The following is a 15961-nucleotide window of genomic DNA, read 5'->3' on the forward strand; positions in this document are numbered from 1 at the left end:
AGCATCGAACCCGGAATCTCGCGCCATAACTTCCGAATTCCGGGTTCGCGCCCAGGCCCGCCCCGGAATGACGATCACGCCTTCTTTTTCTTCTCGCGCTCGATGCCTTCGAGGATCAGCTTCTGCGCGTCCTCCGGGCCGCCCCAGCGCAGGATCTTCACCCACTTGCCCTTCTCGAGATCCTTGTAGTGCTCGAAGAAGTGCTGGATCTGCTGCAGCGTGATGTCCGGCAGGTCGGCATAGGACTTCACCTTGTCGTAGCGCTGCGTCAGCTTCGACGACGGCACCGCCAGAATCTTCTCGTCGCCGCCGGCCTCGTCTTCCATGAAGAGCACGCCGACCGGGCGCACGCTCATGACGGCGCCGGGAATGATGGCGCGGGTGTTGACGATCAGCACGTCACAGGGATCGCCGTCGTCGGACAAAGTGTGCGGGATGAAGCCGTAGTTACCAGGGTAACGCATCGGCGTGTACAGGAAGCGATCGACCACCAGCGTGCCGGCTTCCTTGTCCATCTCGTACTTGATCGGTTCGCCGCCCACGGGGACTTCGATGACGACATTGACGTCGTGGGGTACGTTTTTTCCGATCGAGATAGCATCGATACGCATTAGGCAGGCTCCGTTGTCGCCGAGGTTAAATCGCGCCCGGCAGCGATTTTGGCGCTGTCATACGCGGGCTTGGCCCCCCGATCCATCGTGTTTTTGCGAAATAATGAATCCCGCGATCACCGGCTCAAACGCTGGCGGTATCGACGGGTGGAAAGGCTGCCGGCTAAGATTTCAGCAGCTTAATTGGTCCAAACCTTGATTGGTCCAAATCTTAATTGGTCCAAGTCTTAATTGGTCCAGGCGAAGGCAACCTTGTCGAGCGCCTTGGGCCCGAACCGCTCCGAGGAGCGCGCCACCATGCGGCCGCCCAGGGCCCGGTAGAACTCGGTCGCCGGATCGTTGTCCGACAGCGCCCACACCACCATGCTCTTCAAATTGCTCTGCATGAGGTCGCGGCGGGCGGCGGCGAACAGGCGGCGGCCAAAGCCGAGGCCCTGAAATTCGGGGCGCAGGTAAAGCTCGTAGATCTCGCCGTCGAAATGCAGGCTGCGGGCGCGGTTGCGGCCATAGTTCGCATAACCCGCGATCTTGTCGCCGAACACGAGCACGCTGACGCGGCTGCCCTTGCGGATCGCACTATCCCACCACTGCGGACCGCGGCGATTGATCAGCTTCTCCAGCTCGGCGCCGGGGATGATGCCCTGATAGGCGGAACGCCAGGCTTCGTCATGGGTGGACGCCACCGCAGTTGCATCTGCAGCTTTGGCCGGCCGAACCTCGATCAGGGTTGTGCTCATGAACGCGATCAAACCAAGTCGCCGCGTCGGCGGCAAGACCTATCGTTAATTATCAGTTAACCTGTGGACTTTCTGCATCAGTATTTTAACCATGTTGTGCCGAAAAAAGACAAGACGCCACTTCGAACGGCACCGGCGTGCCATGCGTCGGTGCAAAACTGCTTCGCGGCAACGAATGAACGGGAATGGCAGCGCAGAAAGTCCGCCCCGAATGATTCGTTCCTACTAGTGTGGCCCCCACTGTCCGAGCTCGCTCCCGGCAACTCATGCGACTGTTCGAACGCCTTGCACGCTTGCCTCTGCTGGTTCTGCTGACTGCATCGCCTGTGTGCGCGCAGGTCACGTTCGGGGCATTCGGACCGGAAGGCGAGCCGTTTCGCCGACAAGAGTGGCGCGTGCCGTCGCCGGATACCGATATTGCTGCGCGCGCGCTCTTGTTTCGCCCCTCGGGCGCCGGTCCGTTCCGGCTTGCGGTGATCGCACATGCCTCGACGCAAAACGTGCTACGTCGCGCACAAATGCCGCAGCCGGAATATCGCGCACTCGCAGCCTTTCTCGTCGCGCGTGGCTTTGCCGTGCTGGTGCCGGAGCGGCTCGGCCATGGCTCGACCGGTGGTCGCTATGTCGAAGACCAGGGCGGCTGCGACGAAGCGGATTACGCGCGCGCCGGTCGTGCCACTGCAGAGGAAATTTCGCTCGCGCTGGACTATCTGCAGAAGCAGGATTTCATTCGCAGGGATGCCGCGGTCGTGATCGGGCATTCCGCGGGCGGCTGGGGTGCGCTGGCGCTTGCGAATGCCGATCCGAAAGCGATTGCCGCGATTGTCGCTTTTGCACCGGGGCGCGGCGGTCACGCCAATGACGAATCGAACAAGGTCTGCGCACCGCACACGCTTGTCGCCGCTGCCGCTGAGTTCGGTAAGGCCGCGCGCGTTCCGGTCACATGGATCGTCGCCGCGAACGATAGTTATTTCACCCCGACGTTCTCTCGTCAGTTGACGGATGCATTTCACGGCGCTGGCGGCAGAGTCGAGTTTCGCGCGTTGCCCGCCGTGGGCAGCGAGGGCCACTGGATGATCGAGACCGAGGCCGGCGTCCAGGCCGCAAGCAGTGAGCTCGCGCGTGCGCTGAACCTGCCAAAGCCGGTGGCGACCAAGAAGCCATGACATTGTATTTCCTGATCAAGTATCTGCACGTGCTTGGCGCCATCACTATCCTCGGCACCGGAACCGGCATCGCCTTCTTCATGCTGATGGCGCATCGCACTGACAACGCTGAATTCATCGCGCGCACGGCGTCGGTGGTGGTGATCGCGGATGCGATCTTCACTCTGTCGGCTGTCATCCTGCAACCGGTCACGGGCGGCCTGCTGATGATGCTCTCGTCCACGTCGATCATGGAGCGCTGGATCCTCGCCTCGCTCGTGCTCTATGCGATCGCAGGCCTGTTCTGGGTCCCTGTCGTCTTCATGCAGATCGAGATGCGCGATCTCGCGCGCAAGGCGGCCGAGCAGCACGCCGCGCTCCCGGAACGTTACTTCGTTCTGTTTCGCCGCTGGTTCGCGTTTGGCTTTCCCGGCTTCGGTGCGACGATGGCAATCCTCTGGCTCATGATCGCAAAGCCGTTCTGAGGAATCCGATGAACCAGCGAACCATTTTGGTGCTCGGCGCCTCCGGCCTGATCGGCCGCTTCGTGACAGACGATCTGCGCACACGAGGCTTTCGCGTGGTCGGTCTCGCGCGAAGCCTGTCGCCGGCGCAGACGATGAGCGCGCTCGATCTTGAGCTGCCGATCATGTCGCTCGATGTGGCAGCGCTGACACGTCTGCTGAGCGAGCACGAAGTAGATGTTGTCGTGAACTGCCTCGGCGTGCTCCAGGATGGTCCGGGCAGCGACACCAATGCCGTGCATCGCGATTTTGTCGCGCGCTTGCTTCAGGCCATTGCCGATAGCGGTCGTGCGATCCGTCTCGTCCACATCTCGATTCCCGGCACCGCTGAAGCCGATCGCACCGCCTTCGCCACGACCAAGCGCGAGGCCGAGCGGCTGATCGAAGCCTCCGGCATTCCCCACGCCATCCTGCGGCCCGGCTTCGTGGTCGCGCCGTCAGCCTATGGCGGCAGCGCCATGCTGCGTGCGCTCGCTGCCTTCCCGATCAATCTCCCTGTCAAGGTGATGGCAACGCCGTTCCAGCCGGTTGCGGTCGAGGATATCGCCGCTACCATCGCCTGGCTCGCGGCGCGCGAGATCGACGATGCCTCGGTGAAGGCGGTGAGCTGGGACCTCATGCAATCCGAGCCTGTTACGATGGCCGGCGTCATCAAGCAGTTCCGGCTCGCATTCGGCACGGCCGGATGGCCTGGTATCGCGATGCCGTCCTTCATGCTCGATCTCGGCGCAAGACTTGGCGATCTCGCCAACACGCTCGGCTGGATGCCGCCGATGCGCTCCACGGCCATCGCCGAGCTTCGGCGCGGCGTGCGAGGTGATCCCTCCGCATGGATCGCCGCGACCGGCATCGCGCCGAAGACGCTAATGGATACGATCGGGCGCCATCCCGCCACCATCCAGGACGTCTGGTTCGCGCGGTTGTTCCTGATCAAGGCGCTGATCTTTGCGAGCCTGGTGGTGTTCTGGCTCGTCTCCGGCTTCATCGCCTTGTTCGTGTCCTACCGCGCCGCCGCCGGCATTTTGACGGCGCACAATTTTCCGCCGGCGCTGGTCGATCCGGTCACCATCGGCACCAGCCTGATGGATATGAGCATCGGTGTGCTAATCGCCTTCCGCCGCACCGCTGCGTTTGGCCTGGTGGCAGGCATCATCGCCTCGCTCGGCTACATGTTCGGCGCGGCGATCCTGACGCCTGATCTCTGGATCGAGCCGCTCGGCGCGCTGGTCAAGACAGGGCCGGCGATCGTGCTGATGCTGGTTGCGCTTCTGATACTGGATAACCGCTAATGCCCAAATGGCCTGACGATGATGTGATCCTGTTCGACGGCGTCTGCATCTTCTGTTCGCGCTGGGTGAGGTTCGTCGCAGAGCGCGACACCGCGAAGCGGTTTCGCTTCACGCCAATCCAGTCGGACTATGGCGCGAAACTTGCGCGCACGTTCGGCATCGATCCTGACGATCCTGATACAAATGCCGTCGTCCATGGCGGCGAAGCATTTCTCAAGTCAGATGCCGCACTGACGGTGTTGTCGCATCTCCCCGGCTGGGGCTGGGTGCGCGTTCTGCTCGCCGTGCCGAAGCCGCTGCGCGATCCGGTTTACAGCTTGGTCGCGAAAAATCGCTATCGCATCTTTGGGAAGTACGATGCGTGCTTCGTGCCGGATGCCGATTTGCGGGCGCGGGTGATTGAGTGACTCGTCATTGCGAGCGCAGCGAAGCAATCCAGAATCTTTCTGCAGCGGCAGTCTGGATTGCTTCGCTGCGCTCGCAATGACGGAGTGTGCGGTTACGGCTCTCCAATTGCCGCAAGCACTTCCTTCGCCGCCCGCTCCCCACTATCCCGAGCCCCATGCGCCGTCGTGAAGAAATTCGGCGACGTCGCTTCTCCCGCGAAGAACAGCCGCCCATCCACCGGTGCGGCCAGCACGGCGCGATCGCCGGCATGCCCCGGCAGCGCGTGCGAATAGGAGCCTCGCGCAAACGAATCGTGCCCCCAGCGCGACTCGTATAACGGCTTCAGCTTGCGGCGGATGTCGTTGCCGAGGAAGCCTGATATCTCGTCGATGCTGTGTGCGGCGATGGCGCCTTCGCCGGCCTCTTCCAGCGTGCGGGCGAAGCTGCCGCCGAAAAAACCTTCGATGCAGGGCTGGCCGAACGGGCGGATGTGATAGGTGCCCATCTCGGTGCGCATGGTGGCGCCGCGCAGATTTCCTTCCCTAGGGAAGGCCTCGGCGCCGTCGAGCGCGAGCGTCACCTTGTCGTCGACGCCGAGCGGAAGGCCGGCTGCGGCATCGACCTTGGTTGGCAACGCTGGCGAGAAGCGGATCGCCTCATCCGCGATCAGATTGGTCGGTACGGTGACGATCACCTTGTCTGCGGTCAGCGTGCCCAGCGATGTCTCGATGAGGACACGCTTGCCGGAATGATCGATCAGCGTGACGTTGCAGTTCAGCGCCACAGGGCAGGGCGCGCCATAGGCCGCGATCAGCGCACCATAGCCGCGGCGGACGCGCCAGTTGAGCTCGCTGTCCTCATAGGCGTCCCAGTCGAGCGTCGACATGTCCTTGAGCTCGCAGCCGTTGATGTAGGTCGAGATCGCGTCGATCATCGGGTTCCAGCGATTGCCGGGCTCGAGGCTCAGGCTCGCGGGCTCGTCCTTGCCCTTCTGCGCGGCCTGCCACAGCCGGTCATAGAAGGCGTCCATCGCGCGCATGAAATCGTCGCGCTCGGCTTGCGGAAAGGCATTGCCATAGGCGCGCTCGCGCCAGGGCGGCAGGTCCTTGTTGAGCTCGAAGTTGAGTTGCCGCGCGATCGGCACGAAGGAATTCTTGTCGGCAGAATGCAGCCAGCCGCACCCGACGTCGAAGGTCACCTCAGGTGAGGCCTGCACCGTCCAGGCGCGGCCGCCGAGCCGGTTGCGCGCCTCCAGCACGATCACCGAGAGGCCAGAGTCTCCCAGCGCATGCGCCGCGCCGAGGCCGGCGGCACCGGCCCCGATGATCGCGACGTCGACGGAGGAGGGGAGGGACATGAGCGCGAATAGTGAGTGGCGAATGGCGTGTAGGGTACAGTAAACCGTCGTCAGGGCCAAAGGCCCCTATTCGCTACTCGCCATTCCCTATTCGCCGGCTTACGCCACCGCTTCCTTGGCCTTTTCCGCGCGCTTGCGCTCGTTGGGGTCGAGGTGCTTCTTGCGCAGGCGGATCGACTTCGGGGTGACCTCGACGAGCTCGTCGTCCTCGATATAGGCGAGCGCCTTTTCGAGAGTCATACGGATCGGCGGGGTCAGGCGCACGGCTTCGTCCTTCGAGGTCGTGCGGATGTTGGTGAGCTGCTTGCCCTTGAGCACGTTGATCTCGAGATCGTTGTCGCGGGTGTGCTCGCCGACGATCATGCCCTTGTAGACCTTCCAGCCGGGCTCGATCATCATCGGGCCGCGGTCTTCCAGCTTGAACATGGCGTAGGCCACCGCTTCGCCCTGGTCGTTGGAGATCAGGACGCCGTTGCGGCGGCCCTGGATCTCGCCCTTGTACGGGGCATAGCCGTGGAACAGGCGGTTCATGATCGCGGTGCCGCGGGTGTCGGTGAGCAGTTCGCCCTGGTAGCCGATCAGGCCGCGGGTCGGCGCGTAGAACACCAGCCGCAGGCGGTTGCCGCCCGAGGGCTTCATCTCGACCAGCTCGGACTTGCGCTCGCTCATCTTCTGCACGACGACGCCGGAATGCTCCTCGTCGACGTCGATCACGACCTCCTCGATCGGCTCCAAGGCGCCGCCGGTGGCTTCGTCCTTCTGGAACACGACGCGCGGGCGCGACACCGAGAGCTCAAAACCCTCGCGGCGCATGGTCTCGATCAGGATCGCCAGCTGCAATTCGCCGCGGCCGGAGACTTCCATCGCATCCTTGTCGGCGGCCTCGACGACGCGCAGCGCAACGTTGCCCTCGGCTTCGCGGAGCAGACGATCGCGGATCATGCGGCTCGTCACCTTGTCGCCTTCGGTGCCGGCGAGTGGCGAGTTGTTGACGATGAACGACATCGACACGGTCGGCGGATCGATCGGCTGGGCCGGCAGCGGCACCTCGACGGTCGGATCGCAGAAGGTGTCGGCGACGGTGCCCTTGGTGAGGCCCGCAATCGCGACGATGTCGCCGGCTTCGGCTTCCTCGAGCGGCGTGCGCTCGAGGCCGCGGAAGGCAAGGATCTTGGTGATGCGCCCGGTTTCGACCAGCTTGCCGTCGGCATGCAGCACCTTCACCTGCTGGTTCGGCTTGAGCACGCCCGACGAGATGCGGCCGGTGATGATGCGGCCGAGATAGGGGTTGGCCTCGAGGATGGTGCCGATCATGCGGAACGGACCTTCCTCGACCTTGGGCGGCGCGACGTGGCGCAGCACCAGGTCGAACAGCGGCTCCATGCCCTTGTCCTGCGGACCCTCGGGGCTCTCGGCCATCCAGCCCTGCTTGGCTGATCCATAAAGAATGGGGAAGTCGAGCTGCTCCTCGCTGGCGTCGAGCGCCGCGAACAGGTCGAACACCTCGTTGATGACTTCGGTCGGACGTGCGTCGGGACGGTCGACCTTGTTGATGACGACGATCGGCTTGAGGCCGACCTTGAGCGCCTTGGAGACCACGAACTTGGTCTGCGGCAGCGGGCCTTCGGCGGCGTCGACCAGCACCAGGGCGCCGTCCACCATGTTCAGGATGCGCTCGACCTCACCGCCGAAATCGGCGTGGCCTGGCGTGTCGACGATGTTGATGCGGGTGTCTTTCCACTGCACCGAGGCCGCCTTGGCCAGAATGGTGATGCCGCGCTCGCGCTCCAGATCGTTGGAGTCCATGGCGCGATCCGTCACCTTCTGGTTCTCGCGGAACGTGCCGGACTGCTGGAGGAGCTTGTCGACGAGGGTCGTCTTGCCGTGGTCGACGTGGGCGATGATGGCGACGTTGCGGAGATTCATGAGTGAGCTTCTTTGCGGTCGGACAATGGGTTAAGCGCGATCTCGCCGGTCAAGCCGGGACCTGTTCACGGACAACGCTGGAAACGTGGAAAACGGGGCCTGCTACGCCCAAAAAGGAAACCCGGCCATATCGACCGGGTAGCCTATGCGTTTGCGCCGCAATATAGGCAAAAAACGCCAAAAAACAATGCGTTCTTTCAGGGTTGGTTGATTGAATTTTGCCCGGGAATCCCCGGGGCTTAGGGGTATCCCGGGCCAAACCGGCCCTTGTCCGCGAGCCGGCCGTCCCGATCAGCTTGCGCGGCTCTCCGGCTCCTCGGTCGGATAGACGCCGCGCAGCACCTCCTCGAAGTGCAGCTTCACGGCATCGTTGCAGAGGCAGGCGCGCAGGCGCAGGCCATCATGATTGCGGACCAGGATCGCGCCGCGCCGCGTGTCGAGCACGCCTTCGGCCTTGAACGATTGCAGCACGCGGCTGGCATAGCTTCGGCCGACGCCGAGCAATGTGGCGAGCTGCTCATGTGTCAACGGCACGCTGTGCTCGTCGCCGGTTCGCTCCATCGCCGCCACGATCCATTTCGCCGTGCGCTGCTCGATCGAGTGGATCGCGTTGCAGGCGGTCGACTGGAAGATCTGTGCCAGCATGCAGTCGGCGTAGCGGGCAAAGATGTTGCGCAGCGACGGCGAGCGCGCCTTGGCCGCCTCGATCTTGCCGACGTGAACACGTGCGAATGGTCCGCCGAATTTCACGCAGATGCGGGTATAGGCCGGCAGAAATCCTTCGCTGACGATGCCGCCGACGGCGCCTTCGCGGCCGACCAAAATGGTCTCGACGTCGCGGCCGTCCTCGTTCGGAACGAGGAACGTCGCGAGCGATGGTCCGCACGGAAAGTGCACGACCTGGACATCGTCGCCCGGGCTGTAGAGCAGATGGTTCGGGCCGACCTCGTCAACGGTGACATGTGGTGCGAGCAGCGCATAGTCCGCCGCATTCAAGCGCCGCAGCAGATTGTTGGCTGGGCGGCTGTCGATCTCGCTCGTCTTGCTGATGCGTGCATCCATCGTGAAATCCCCCGTCCTCCTCTCCACACTAGCGATCTCCGTCCACGGCCTGTGTGCACATGTGGACAGACGTCAAAACTGTTCTGTGGTGAGTTTCGTTCCGGGAACCCTCCGATGCGCTGGGCGCAGGCGTCGGCCAGAGGCTGTCCAGATCGGTAGAAAAATGCAGCCCTCGATAGCCAGGATCATGATACCTGTTACCCCGGCCGGCGCGGCCGACACCCCCGCTGATGTGCTGATCGTCGAGGACGATCCGATCATCGCGATCGATTTCGAGGATCGCCTGCTCGGATTCGGCGTGACAAGCGTGCGCACCGTGGGCTCGGTCGCGCAGGCGCTCGATGCAATCGCAAGGCGCGCGCCCGATTTCGCACTGCTTGATGTCGAGCTGATCCGCGAGAAGAGCTTTGCGATCGCCGAGCGGCTCGCCGCGCTGGACATTCCATTCGTCTTCGTCACCGGCTACGGCGCCGAGACAAGCATTCCCGCGCAGTTCGCTGCGCGTCCGCGACTGCAAAAGCCGTGCTCCAGCGATGCGCTGGAGGCGGCGTTACAGGCCCGCGGCAGCTAAATCAGCTTCAGGCGAGCTTCGGATCGAGCGTGGTCGACCACAGCGCGACGTCGGCGCGGTCGCGCAACGTGACTGTCATCTGGCCGGAGGCGCCGTCGATCTTGACGTGACCGAAGAACTGCATGCCGGCGGATGGCGGCAGGTTCTGCCTGTCGAGACCGGGCGCCTTGACGAAGCGCACCTCGGGTCCAAACGTGTTGTCCATCTCGCCAGGCCCGAACGTTCCCGCATGTAGCGGACCCGACACGAATTCCCAGAACGGCTCGAACTCCTGGAACTGCGCCTTGTCCGGATTGTAATAGTGCGCGGCGGCGTAATGCACGTCGGCGGTCAGCCAGACCGTATTTTTGATCGGCGCCATCTTGATGAAGCGCAGGATGTCGGCGATCTCGAACTCTCTCCCGCGCACCGGGCCGTCGCCCTGCGCGAAAGCTTCCGACCCCTTCTTGTTCGCCGCATCGTCGTAAACGAGGATGCTGAGCGGCATGTCGGAGGCGATCACCTTCCATGTCGCGCGCGAGTTGAGCAGGCCGCGCTTCAGCCAAGCCATTTGCTCCGGCCCGAGGAAATAGCTGGCCGGACCGTACTCGGTCTCGAGATTGGCGCCGTTCGGGCCGCGATAGCTGCGCTCGTCGAGCACGAACACGTCGAGATGCGGACCGTAGGAGATCTTGCGATAGACCCGGCCCGGCTCAACGATGCTCTCGCGCATCGGATACATTTCGTGGAAGGCGCGGCCGGCGCGCGCGGCGAGCAGCGAGATGTCACGCACCTTGTAAGTCGACGGCAAGTCCTTCGACAGCGACCAGTTGTTGGTCACTTCGTGATCGTCCCACTGCACGAAGATCGGGACTGCGGCATTGAAGGCGCGGACATTGTCGTCGGTGAAATTGTATTTGTGCGCGGCACGGAACTCGTCCAGCGTCTCCGCGACCTTGGCCTTCTCGGGGATGGTGACGTTCTTCCAGGTCTTGCCGTCGGCAAGCTTGACCTCGGAGGGGATCACGCCGTCGGCATAGATCGTATCGCCGGAATGCAGGAAGAAGTCCGGGCGGTGCTTGTGCATCGCCGAGAAGGTGAGCATGCCGCCGTCATCGGGATTGATGCCCCAGCCCTGGCCGGCAACGTCGCCACCCCAGACGAAGCTGACGTCGCGGCGGTCGGCCGGCGCGGTGCGGAAGCGGCCGACCACCGGCTCGCCCTCGATCGCAGTGTGGGAGAGGTCGCGGAAACGGACGCGGTAGAAGATGTCCTGTCCGCCGGGTAGATTGTCCACCAGCATCTTCGCGGTGAAGTCGCTCTCGGGCAGCGCCGCGATCGGCGGCAGCGCGCGGGCGTCCTTGAAGGTATCAGTCGTCGCCACCTCGACCAGCATCTGCGAGGGCCGATCGGACCGTGCCCAGATCACGCCGCCGTCGAGGGTGACGTCGCCGGACTGCACGCCATGGGTGACCGCGGGCCGGTCGGCCGCGCGCGACAGATGCGGCATCGCGATCGCGCCAAGCGCACCGGCGCTGGTGGTGAGAAATTTGCGACGGGAGAATTTGATCTTCATGGCGATGCTCTCGATATCGCGCGGCGCCCGCCGAGGCGGCGGTCACGTGGATGAAGTCAGAGGCTATATTGAGACAATGTGACGCGACAATTACGCGCGCAAGCCGCTTATGCGTTGCCGGCGGCCCGGAATTGCGCACCCGCGCGTTGCAGGTTCTGCGGCAGGCTGGACAACACGGCTTTGCGATCGGCGACCGCGGCGTGGAATTGGTCGAGCGCGATATTGAAGGCGGCGAGTGCGCCCTCCTCGATGGCGCCGTGATCGTAGCAGCGCAAGGTGTCGCGCAGGATCCCGTCGGCCTCGGCCTGCATCTGGTCAAGTTCGTCGATCGTCTCGCTCTTGCGGGCCGCGGTGAGCATGTCGAGCAGACGTTCGCGTAAGTGACTGTTGTTGTCGCGCTCGTCCTTCTTCAGATAGCCCGCGAACCAGGCGCCGAGCGAGCCCGTCGCCGAAAGCGCCATCAGGCTCCACCAGATGTAATCGCTGTATTTGTCGAGGAAGGTCTTCTCCTCGCCGTCGACGAAGGCGGCGGCGCCCGGATGCACGGGGATCACCGCGTCCTTGTCGGTGTCGGGCGTCTCGATCTTCGCGGCCTGCGGGAAGTCGGTCAGCAATTGCTGGCGCACGGCGAAGAGCTGCCGGGTGAAGGCCGCAACCGTGGTTTCGGACAGGCCTTTGCGCGCCACCACGTGGTGCGAGAAGCTGATGGTCTTGACCTCGTCCTCGGGGCGATCGGGTGAGCCGCCATAGGTGCCGGCGGGAATTTCCGAGGCTTCATAGACCGGATGGTTCTGCGCGATGGCGTCCGCCGAATCGATCGCGAGGAAGGTCGGCGAGCCGCCGTCCTTGGCGGAGGCGGCGATCGCATCCGCTGTGATCTTGCTGTTGACGGGGCCGGCCGCGAGATAGACGTCCGCCTTCTGCGCCTTGATCGCCTCGGCGACTTCGCTCGCCGGGAATTGCACGATCTCGACCTTGGCAGGATCGACGCCGTATTGCTGCAGGATCACCTTGAGCAGATTGACGTTGGCCGCCGTGCGGCCGACCACGCCGACGCGGTGACCGGCGAGCTGCGAGATCTTGGTGATCTTCGCGCCCTTCTTCTTGCCCTTGCCGGGCACCGACCACAGCACCACGACGTTCTTGCGCAGCGTTGCGACGGCTTGCGCGTTCTTGGGCACATCGAGATCGCCGCGCACGATGGCAAGATCGACCTTGCTTTCGGCGAGCTGGTCCGCACTGGCGGTGGCGCCGTCGGTCTGGACCGGGCGCAGCCGCACAAAACCTTTGCTCTGCGCGAAGGCCTGCGTCAGCGCCTGCACCACCTTGACGTCGTCGCTGTTGGCGGGACCGACCGCGATCTTCAAGGTCACCGGTCGCATTGCGAAATAATAGCCGCCGGCGAGCGCACCGACGATGGCGAGCACCAGCGCCAGAGACACGAGCGCTGTCTTCCGCGCCGCGGATCGCGGCGAAGGCGGAGGGGGCGCTTCGGCCAGGTTTGAATCCCCGGTCATCGATCTCCCAAACAGGCGCTTCAGGCTCAGCTTCATCTTGGCCAGCGATTTACGCCCGCAATTGTAGCAAATTTCTTGTCCGCCGGGGTTACATCTCCGTCATGGTTAGCGGATCGGCCAAACCCGAGGGTGAACCCCGACGTAAGCACGGTGTTAGGGTAAAGTTCCCCTGAAATGGAGGTCATCATGGCAGAACGTCTATCGGCGGACGCACGCAAGCAGGCGCTGGGCACCCTCCCCGGCTGGGCCGAGGTCCAGGACGGCAAAGGGATCGGGAAGACCTTTGTCTTCAGGGATTTCAACGAGGCCTTCGGCTTCATGACCCGGGCGGCGCTGGTCGCCGAGAAAATGGATCACCACCCGGAATGGCGCAATGTCTACAAGACGGTGGAGGTGGTGCTGTCGACCCATGATGCCGGCGGTGTCACCAAGCTCGACATCGAGCTTGCCACCACGATGAACGCAATTGCCAAGCTGACGCAGGGCTGACGTCTTGCGGGTCCGGGCCGCATCCCCATCTTGTGATCGTCACCGGATGCGGCCTTCGGTCGCGCCGCCCTAAGCGGGAGTTTTGAGAGATGGCTGCCGAACACAGCGTCGGCTTCGAGCCGGCCGATCGGCTCGCGGAAGATCGTGAAAGCGTGCGCCGCCGCTTCTGGCGCAAGCTGAAGCGCGTCGCTGCGCATCTGCCGTTCACGGAAGATCTGCTCGCCGCCTATTACTGCGCGTTCGACCGCCAGACCCCGCGCCATGTCCAGGCGTCGCTGCTGGGCGCGATCGCCTATTTCATCCTGCCGTTCGACTTCATTCCGGACGTGATGCCGGTGCTCGGCTTCACCGATGACGCCGCCATTCTGGCCACCGCCATCCGCATGGTCGCCAGCCACATCACATCAGAGCATCGCGAAGCCGCGCGTGCGGCGCTGAAGCGCGGCGTGGATGAGGCGGAGGAGAAGGCGGAAGCGGCGTAACGGCTATTGCCATTTGTCCCGCTGTCATTCCCCGCGAAGGCGGGGAATCCAGTACGCCGCGGTTTCTCGATTCAATCACTGGCGTCTCGGAGTACTGGGTCGCCCGGTCAAGCCGGGCGACGACAATTGTGGGTGTGGCGCGCATCGCGCCAAACGCGCCTCCGCCTCACATCCTCACGGATGCAGGATCACCTTGCCCATGGCCTGCCGTCCCGCCAGCACCTTCAGTGCGTCGGCGGTCTGGGCCAGCGGGAAGGTGCGGTCGACATGCGATGAGATCTTGCCTTCCGCCGTCCACTTCACCAGCTTCTCGAGATTGGCGCGGTTCTTTTCCGGATTCTGCCGGGTCCATGCGCCCCAGAACACGCCGCGGATATCGCAGCCCTTCAGCAGCGCGAGGTTCAGCGGCATCTTCGGAATGTCGCCGGCCGCAAAGCCGATGACGAGGAAGCGTCCTTCCCAGGCGATCGAGCGCAATGCCTGTTCGGCATACGCGCCGCCCACCGGATCGAAGATGATGTCGACGCCCTTGCCGCCGGTGAGCTTGCGCAAACCTTCCTTGAGATCTTCCTTGGCGTAGTTCAGCGTCAGCTCGGCACCGTGCGCTTTGGCGAATTCGAGCTTCTCCTCGGACGAGGCGCAGGCGATCACCTTCAGGCCCATCAGCTTGCCGAGCTCGCATGCGGCAAGACCGGTGCCGCCGGCCGCGCCCAACACTGCGAGGGTCTCACCCGGCTTCGGGCTCGCGCGGTCTTCCAGCGCATGCAGCGCCGTGCCGTAGATGATGATGATGCCGGCCGCGCGGTCGTAATCGAGATTGTCGGGAATCTTCACGATCCCTGCCGCCGGCAGCGCGATCTTTTCGCGCGCGCCGTTATGACCGCAGGAGGCGACCACGCGATCGCCGACCTTCAGATCGGTGACGCCGGGGCCGATGCTCTCGATCACGCCGGCAACTTCGGCGGCCGGCGAGAACGGGAACGGCGGCTTGATCTGGTACTTGCCCTGGATCATCAGGATGTCGAAGAAGTTAAGCGCCGCTGCCTTGATCGCGATCACGGCTTCGCCGGGACCAGCCACCGGATCCGGCACATCGGCGAGCACGAGATCGTCGGGCTGGCAATATTGCGAGCAGAGGATGGCTTTCATGGCGACACCTTGGGGCGTTCGGGGTGGAATGAATGTTGGGCCGTTTCTGCCGGATTTAATGCAACCGGACAATCCGGATTCTTTGTCTCGGATGGCGCGACGTCCTATCCTCGCGTCATTGCGAGCGCAGCGAAGCAATCCGGAGTCCGTGCCGCGGAAATAGTCTTGATTGCTTCGCTGCGCTCGCAATGACGAAACCCGCGGAGAAAGGGATTCAAACGATGTTTGAAACAGGTCTGCTTAGGGGCAAGCGCATCCTCGTCACTGGCGGCGGCTCGGGCCTTGGCGCTGCGATGGGACGCCGCTTCCTCGCGCTCGGCGCCGAACTCGTGATCTGCGGCCGCAAGCTCGACCGTCTCGAAACGACCGCAGCTGAGATGCGCAAGGAGACTGGCGGGAAGGTTACGACATCAGCATGCGATGTTCGCGATGGTGCCGCGGTCGATGCGATGATGGATGCGATCTGGCGCGAAGCGCCACTCGATATTCTCGTCAACAACGCTGCCGCGACCTTCATCGCGCAAAGTGAGCATCTGTCGTTCCGCGCCGCCGATGCGATCCTGGCGCCGACGCTGCATGGCGCGATGTACTGCACGCTCGCTGCCGGCAAGCGCTGGATCGAGGGCAGGCACAAGGGTGTCGTGCTATCGATCCTCTCGACCTCGACCATCACCGGCCGCGCCTTCACGGTTCCCTCGGCCATGGCGAAATCGGCGGTGCTGGCGATGACCAGGAGTCTCGCGGTGGAGTGGGGCCCGAAGGGCATCCGCACCGTCGCGATCGCGCCGGGGCCGTTCCCCACCGCCGGCGCATCGGGGCAACTGCGACCCGAGGGCCGGGACGAAGGCTGGACCACCCGCAACCCGTTGGGACGCGTCGGCGAGCACAGCGAGCTTGCCGACCTCGCCAGCTTCCTGGTCTCGGACCGTGCCGGATATATCAACGGCGAGATGGTGGTGATCGACGGCGGCGCGCATTTGCGCAGTTCCGGCGCCGAGGATCTGTTGCGATTGACTGATGCGCAATGGGCGGAACAGCGCGCCGCGCGGTCGAAAAGCTAACCGTGATTGCCCGCTAACTGCCTTCCCAAACTGGACTTTCCCGGTTATCCCTGCACGGGGACAAATCGCCGCCGGGCCATCTTCCAGTCACAATATTGA

16 protein-coding genes are annotated in these 15961 nt (G+C 63.8%); 8 read left to right on the top strand and 8 right to left on the bottom strand.

What is annotated here, in order from left to right:
• Nucleotides 1–74: 74 nt before the first annotated feature.
• Together ppa and L6637_RS21355 are read right to left on the bottom strand one after the other, a co-directional pair.
• Complete coding sequence (gene ppa / locus L6637_RS21350) at nt 75–611, bottom strand: inorganic diphosphatase (protein WP_237861131.1); 537 nt, start codon at nt 609–611, stop codon at nt 75–77.
• Nucleotides 612–838: 227 nt separating this feature from the next.
• Nucleotides 839–1348 (bottom strand): GNAT family N-acetyltransferase, encoded by a 510-nt coding sequence (locus L6637_RS21355; RefSeq protein ID WP_128949012.1) that lies wholly within the window; start codon nt 1346–1348, stop codon nt 839–841.
• Between the two features lie 266 nt (nt 1349–1614).
• On the opposite strand from L6637_RS21355, the gene L6637_RS21360 reads away from it, so the two are divergent.
• Genes L6637_RS21360 through L6637_RS21375 form a run of 4 tightly spaced genes read left to right on the top strand, consistent with a single transcriptional unit; the run spans nt 1615 to nt 4713 of the window.
• Nucleotides 1615–2514, top strand: coding sequence for a dienelactone hydrolase family protein (locus L6637_RS21360; RefSeq protein ID WP_237861132.1), 900 nt, complete (start codon nt 1615–1617; stop codon nt 2512–2514).
• Nucleotides 2511–2978, top strand: coding sequence for a DUF2269 family protein (locus L6637_RS21365; protein ID WP_237861133.1), 468 nt, complete (start codon nt 2511–2513; stop codon nt 2976–2978). The genes L6637_RS21360 and L6637_RS21365 overlap by 4 nt, the downstream gene beginning before the upstream one ends.
• Before the next feature lie 8 nt (nt 2979–2986).
• Entirely contained in the window at nt 2987–4306 is a 1320-nt protein-coding gene (locus L6637_RS21370) for an SDR family oxidoreductase (protein WP_237861135.1), read from the top strand.
• Nucleotides 4306–4713, top strand: a complete 408-nt coding sequence (locus tag L6637_RS21375) for a thiol-disulfide oxidoreductase DCC family protein (RefSeq protein WP_237861136.1) — start codon at nt 4306–4308, stop codon at nt 4711–4713. The genes L6637_RS21370 and L6637_RS21375 overlap by 1 nt, the downstream gene beginning before the upstream one ends.
• A 92-nt stretch (nt 4714–4805) precedes the next feature.
• Here the strand turns inward: L6637_RS21375 and L6637_RS21380 are convergent, their stop codons facing one another.
• The 3 genes from L6637_RS21380 to L6637_RS21390 all read right to left on the bottom strand — a co-directional run bounded on the left by L6637_RS21380 (nt 4806) and on the right by L6637_RS21390 (nt 9038).
• Nucleotides 4806–6050, bottom strand: coding sequence for a flavin monoamine oxidase family protein (locus tag L6637_RS21380; RefSeq protein ID WP_237861137.1), 1245 nt, complete (start codon nt 6048–6050; stop codon nt 4806–4808).
• 99 nt (nt 6051–6149) lie between these two features.
• Nucleotides 6150–7976, bottom strand: a complete 1827-nt coding sequence (gene typA / locus L6637_RS21385) for a translational GTPase TypA (RefSeq protein ID WP_128949018.1) — start codon at nt 7974–7976, stop codon at nt 6150–6152.
• Between the two features lie 291 nt (nt 7977–8267).
• The gene (locus L6637_RS21390; RefSeq protein WP_237861138.1) at nt 8268–9038 is read right to left on the bottom strand and encodes a Crp/Fnr family transcriptional regulator; all 771 of its coding nucleotides are present in this window, start codon (nt 9036–9038) and stop codon (nt 8268–8270) included.
• Nucleotides 9039–9225: 187 nt separating this feature from the next.
• Here L6637_RS21390 and L6637_RS21395 point away from each other — a divergent pair, with 187 nt between their 5' ends.
• Complete coding sequence (locus L6637_RS21395) at nt 9226–9609, top strand: response regulator (protein WP_237861139.1); 384 nt, start codon at nt 9226–9228, stop codon at nt 9607–9609.
• 7 nt (nt 9610–9616) lie between these two features.
• Here L6637_RS21395 and L6637_RS21400 read toward each other — a convergent pair whose 3' ends face one another.
• Together L6637_RS21400 and L6637_RS21405 are read right to left on the bottom strand one after the other, a co-directional pair.
• On the bottom strand, nt 9617–11164 hold the full coding sequence (locus tag L6637_RS21400) for an alkaline phosphatase D family protein (protein WP_237861140.1): 1548 nt from the start codon (nt 11162–11164) through the stop codon (nt 9617–9619).
• Between the two features lie 107 nt (nt 11165–11271).
• On the bottom strand, nt 11272–12717 hold the full coding sequence (locus L6637_RS21405; protein WP_237861141.1) for a TAXI family TRAP transporter solute-binding subunit: 1446 nt from the start codon (nt 12715–12717) through the stop codon (nt 11272–11274).
• A gap of 150 nt (nt 12718–12867) precedes the next feature.
• Here L6637_RS21405 and L6637_RS21410 point away from each other — a divergent pair, with 150 nt between their 5' ends.
• Both L6637_RS21410 and L6637_RS21415 read left to right on the top strand, forming a co-directional pair.
• Complete coding sequence (locus tag L6637_RS21410) at nt 12868–13170, top strand: 4a-hydroxytetrahydrobiopterin dehydratase (RefSeq protein ID WP_237861142.1); 303 nt, start codon at nt 12868–12870, stop codon at nt 13168–13170.
• Nucleotides 13171–13259: 89 nt separating this feature from the next.
• On the top strand, nt 13260–13652 hold the full coding sequence (locus L6637_RS21415; protein WP_237861143.1) for a YkvA family protein: 393 nt from the start codon (nt 13260–13262) through the stop codon (nt 13650–13652).
• A 174-nt stretch (nt 13653–13826) separates the two neighbouring features.
• Here the strand turns inward: L6637_RS21415 and L6637_RS21420 are convergent, their stop codons facing one another.
• Complete coding sequence (locus L6637_RS21420; RefSeq protein WP_237861145.1) at nt 13827–14801, bottom strand: NADPH:quinone oxidoreductase family protein; 975 nt, start codon at nt 14799–14801, stop codon at nt 13827–13829.
• Between the two features lie 221 nt (nt 14802–15022).
• Between L6637_RS21420 and L6637_RS21425 the strand changes: the two genes are divergently transcribed.
• Complete coding sequence (locus L6637_RS21425; RefSeq protein ID WP_237861146.1) at nt 15023–15862, top strand: SDR family oxidoreductase; 840 nt, start codon at nt 15023–15025, stop codon at nt 15860–15862.
• The last annotated feature ends 99 nt before the right edge of the window (nt 15863–15961 follow it).

Origin of the sequence: Bradyrhizobium zhengyangense (genome assembly GCF_022012435.1) — a bacterium.
In the GTDB taxonomy this organism is placed as follows: domain Bacteria; phylum Pseudomonadota; class Alphaproteobacteria; order Rhizobiales; family Xanthobacteraceae; genus Bradyrhizobium; species Bradyrhizobium zhengyangense.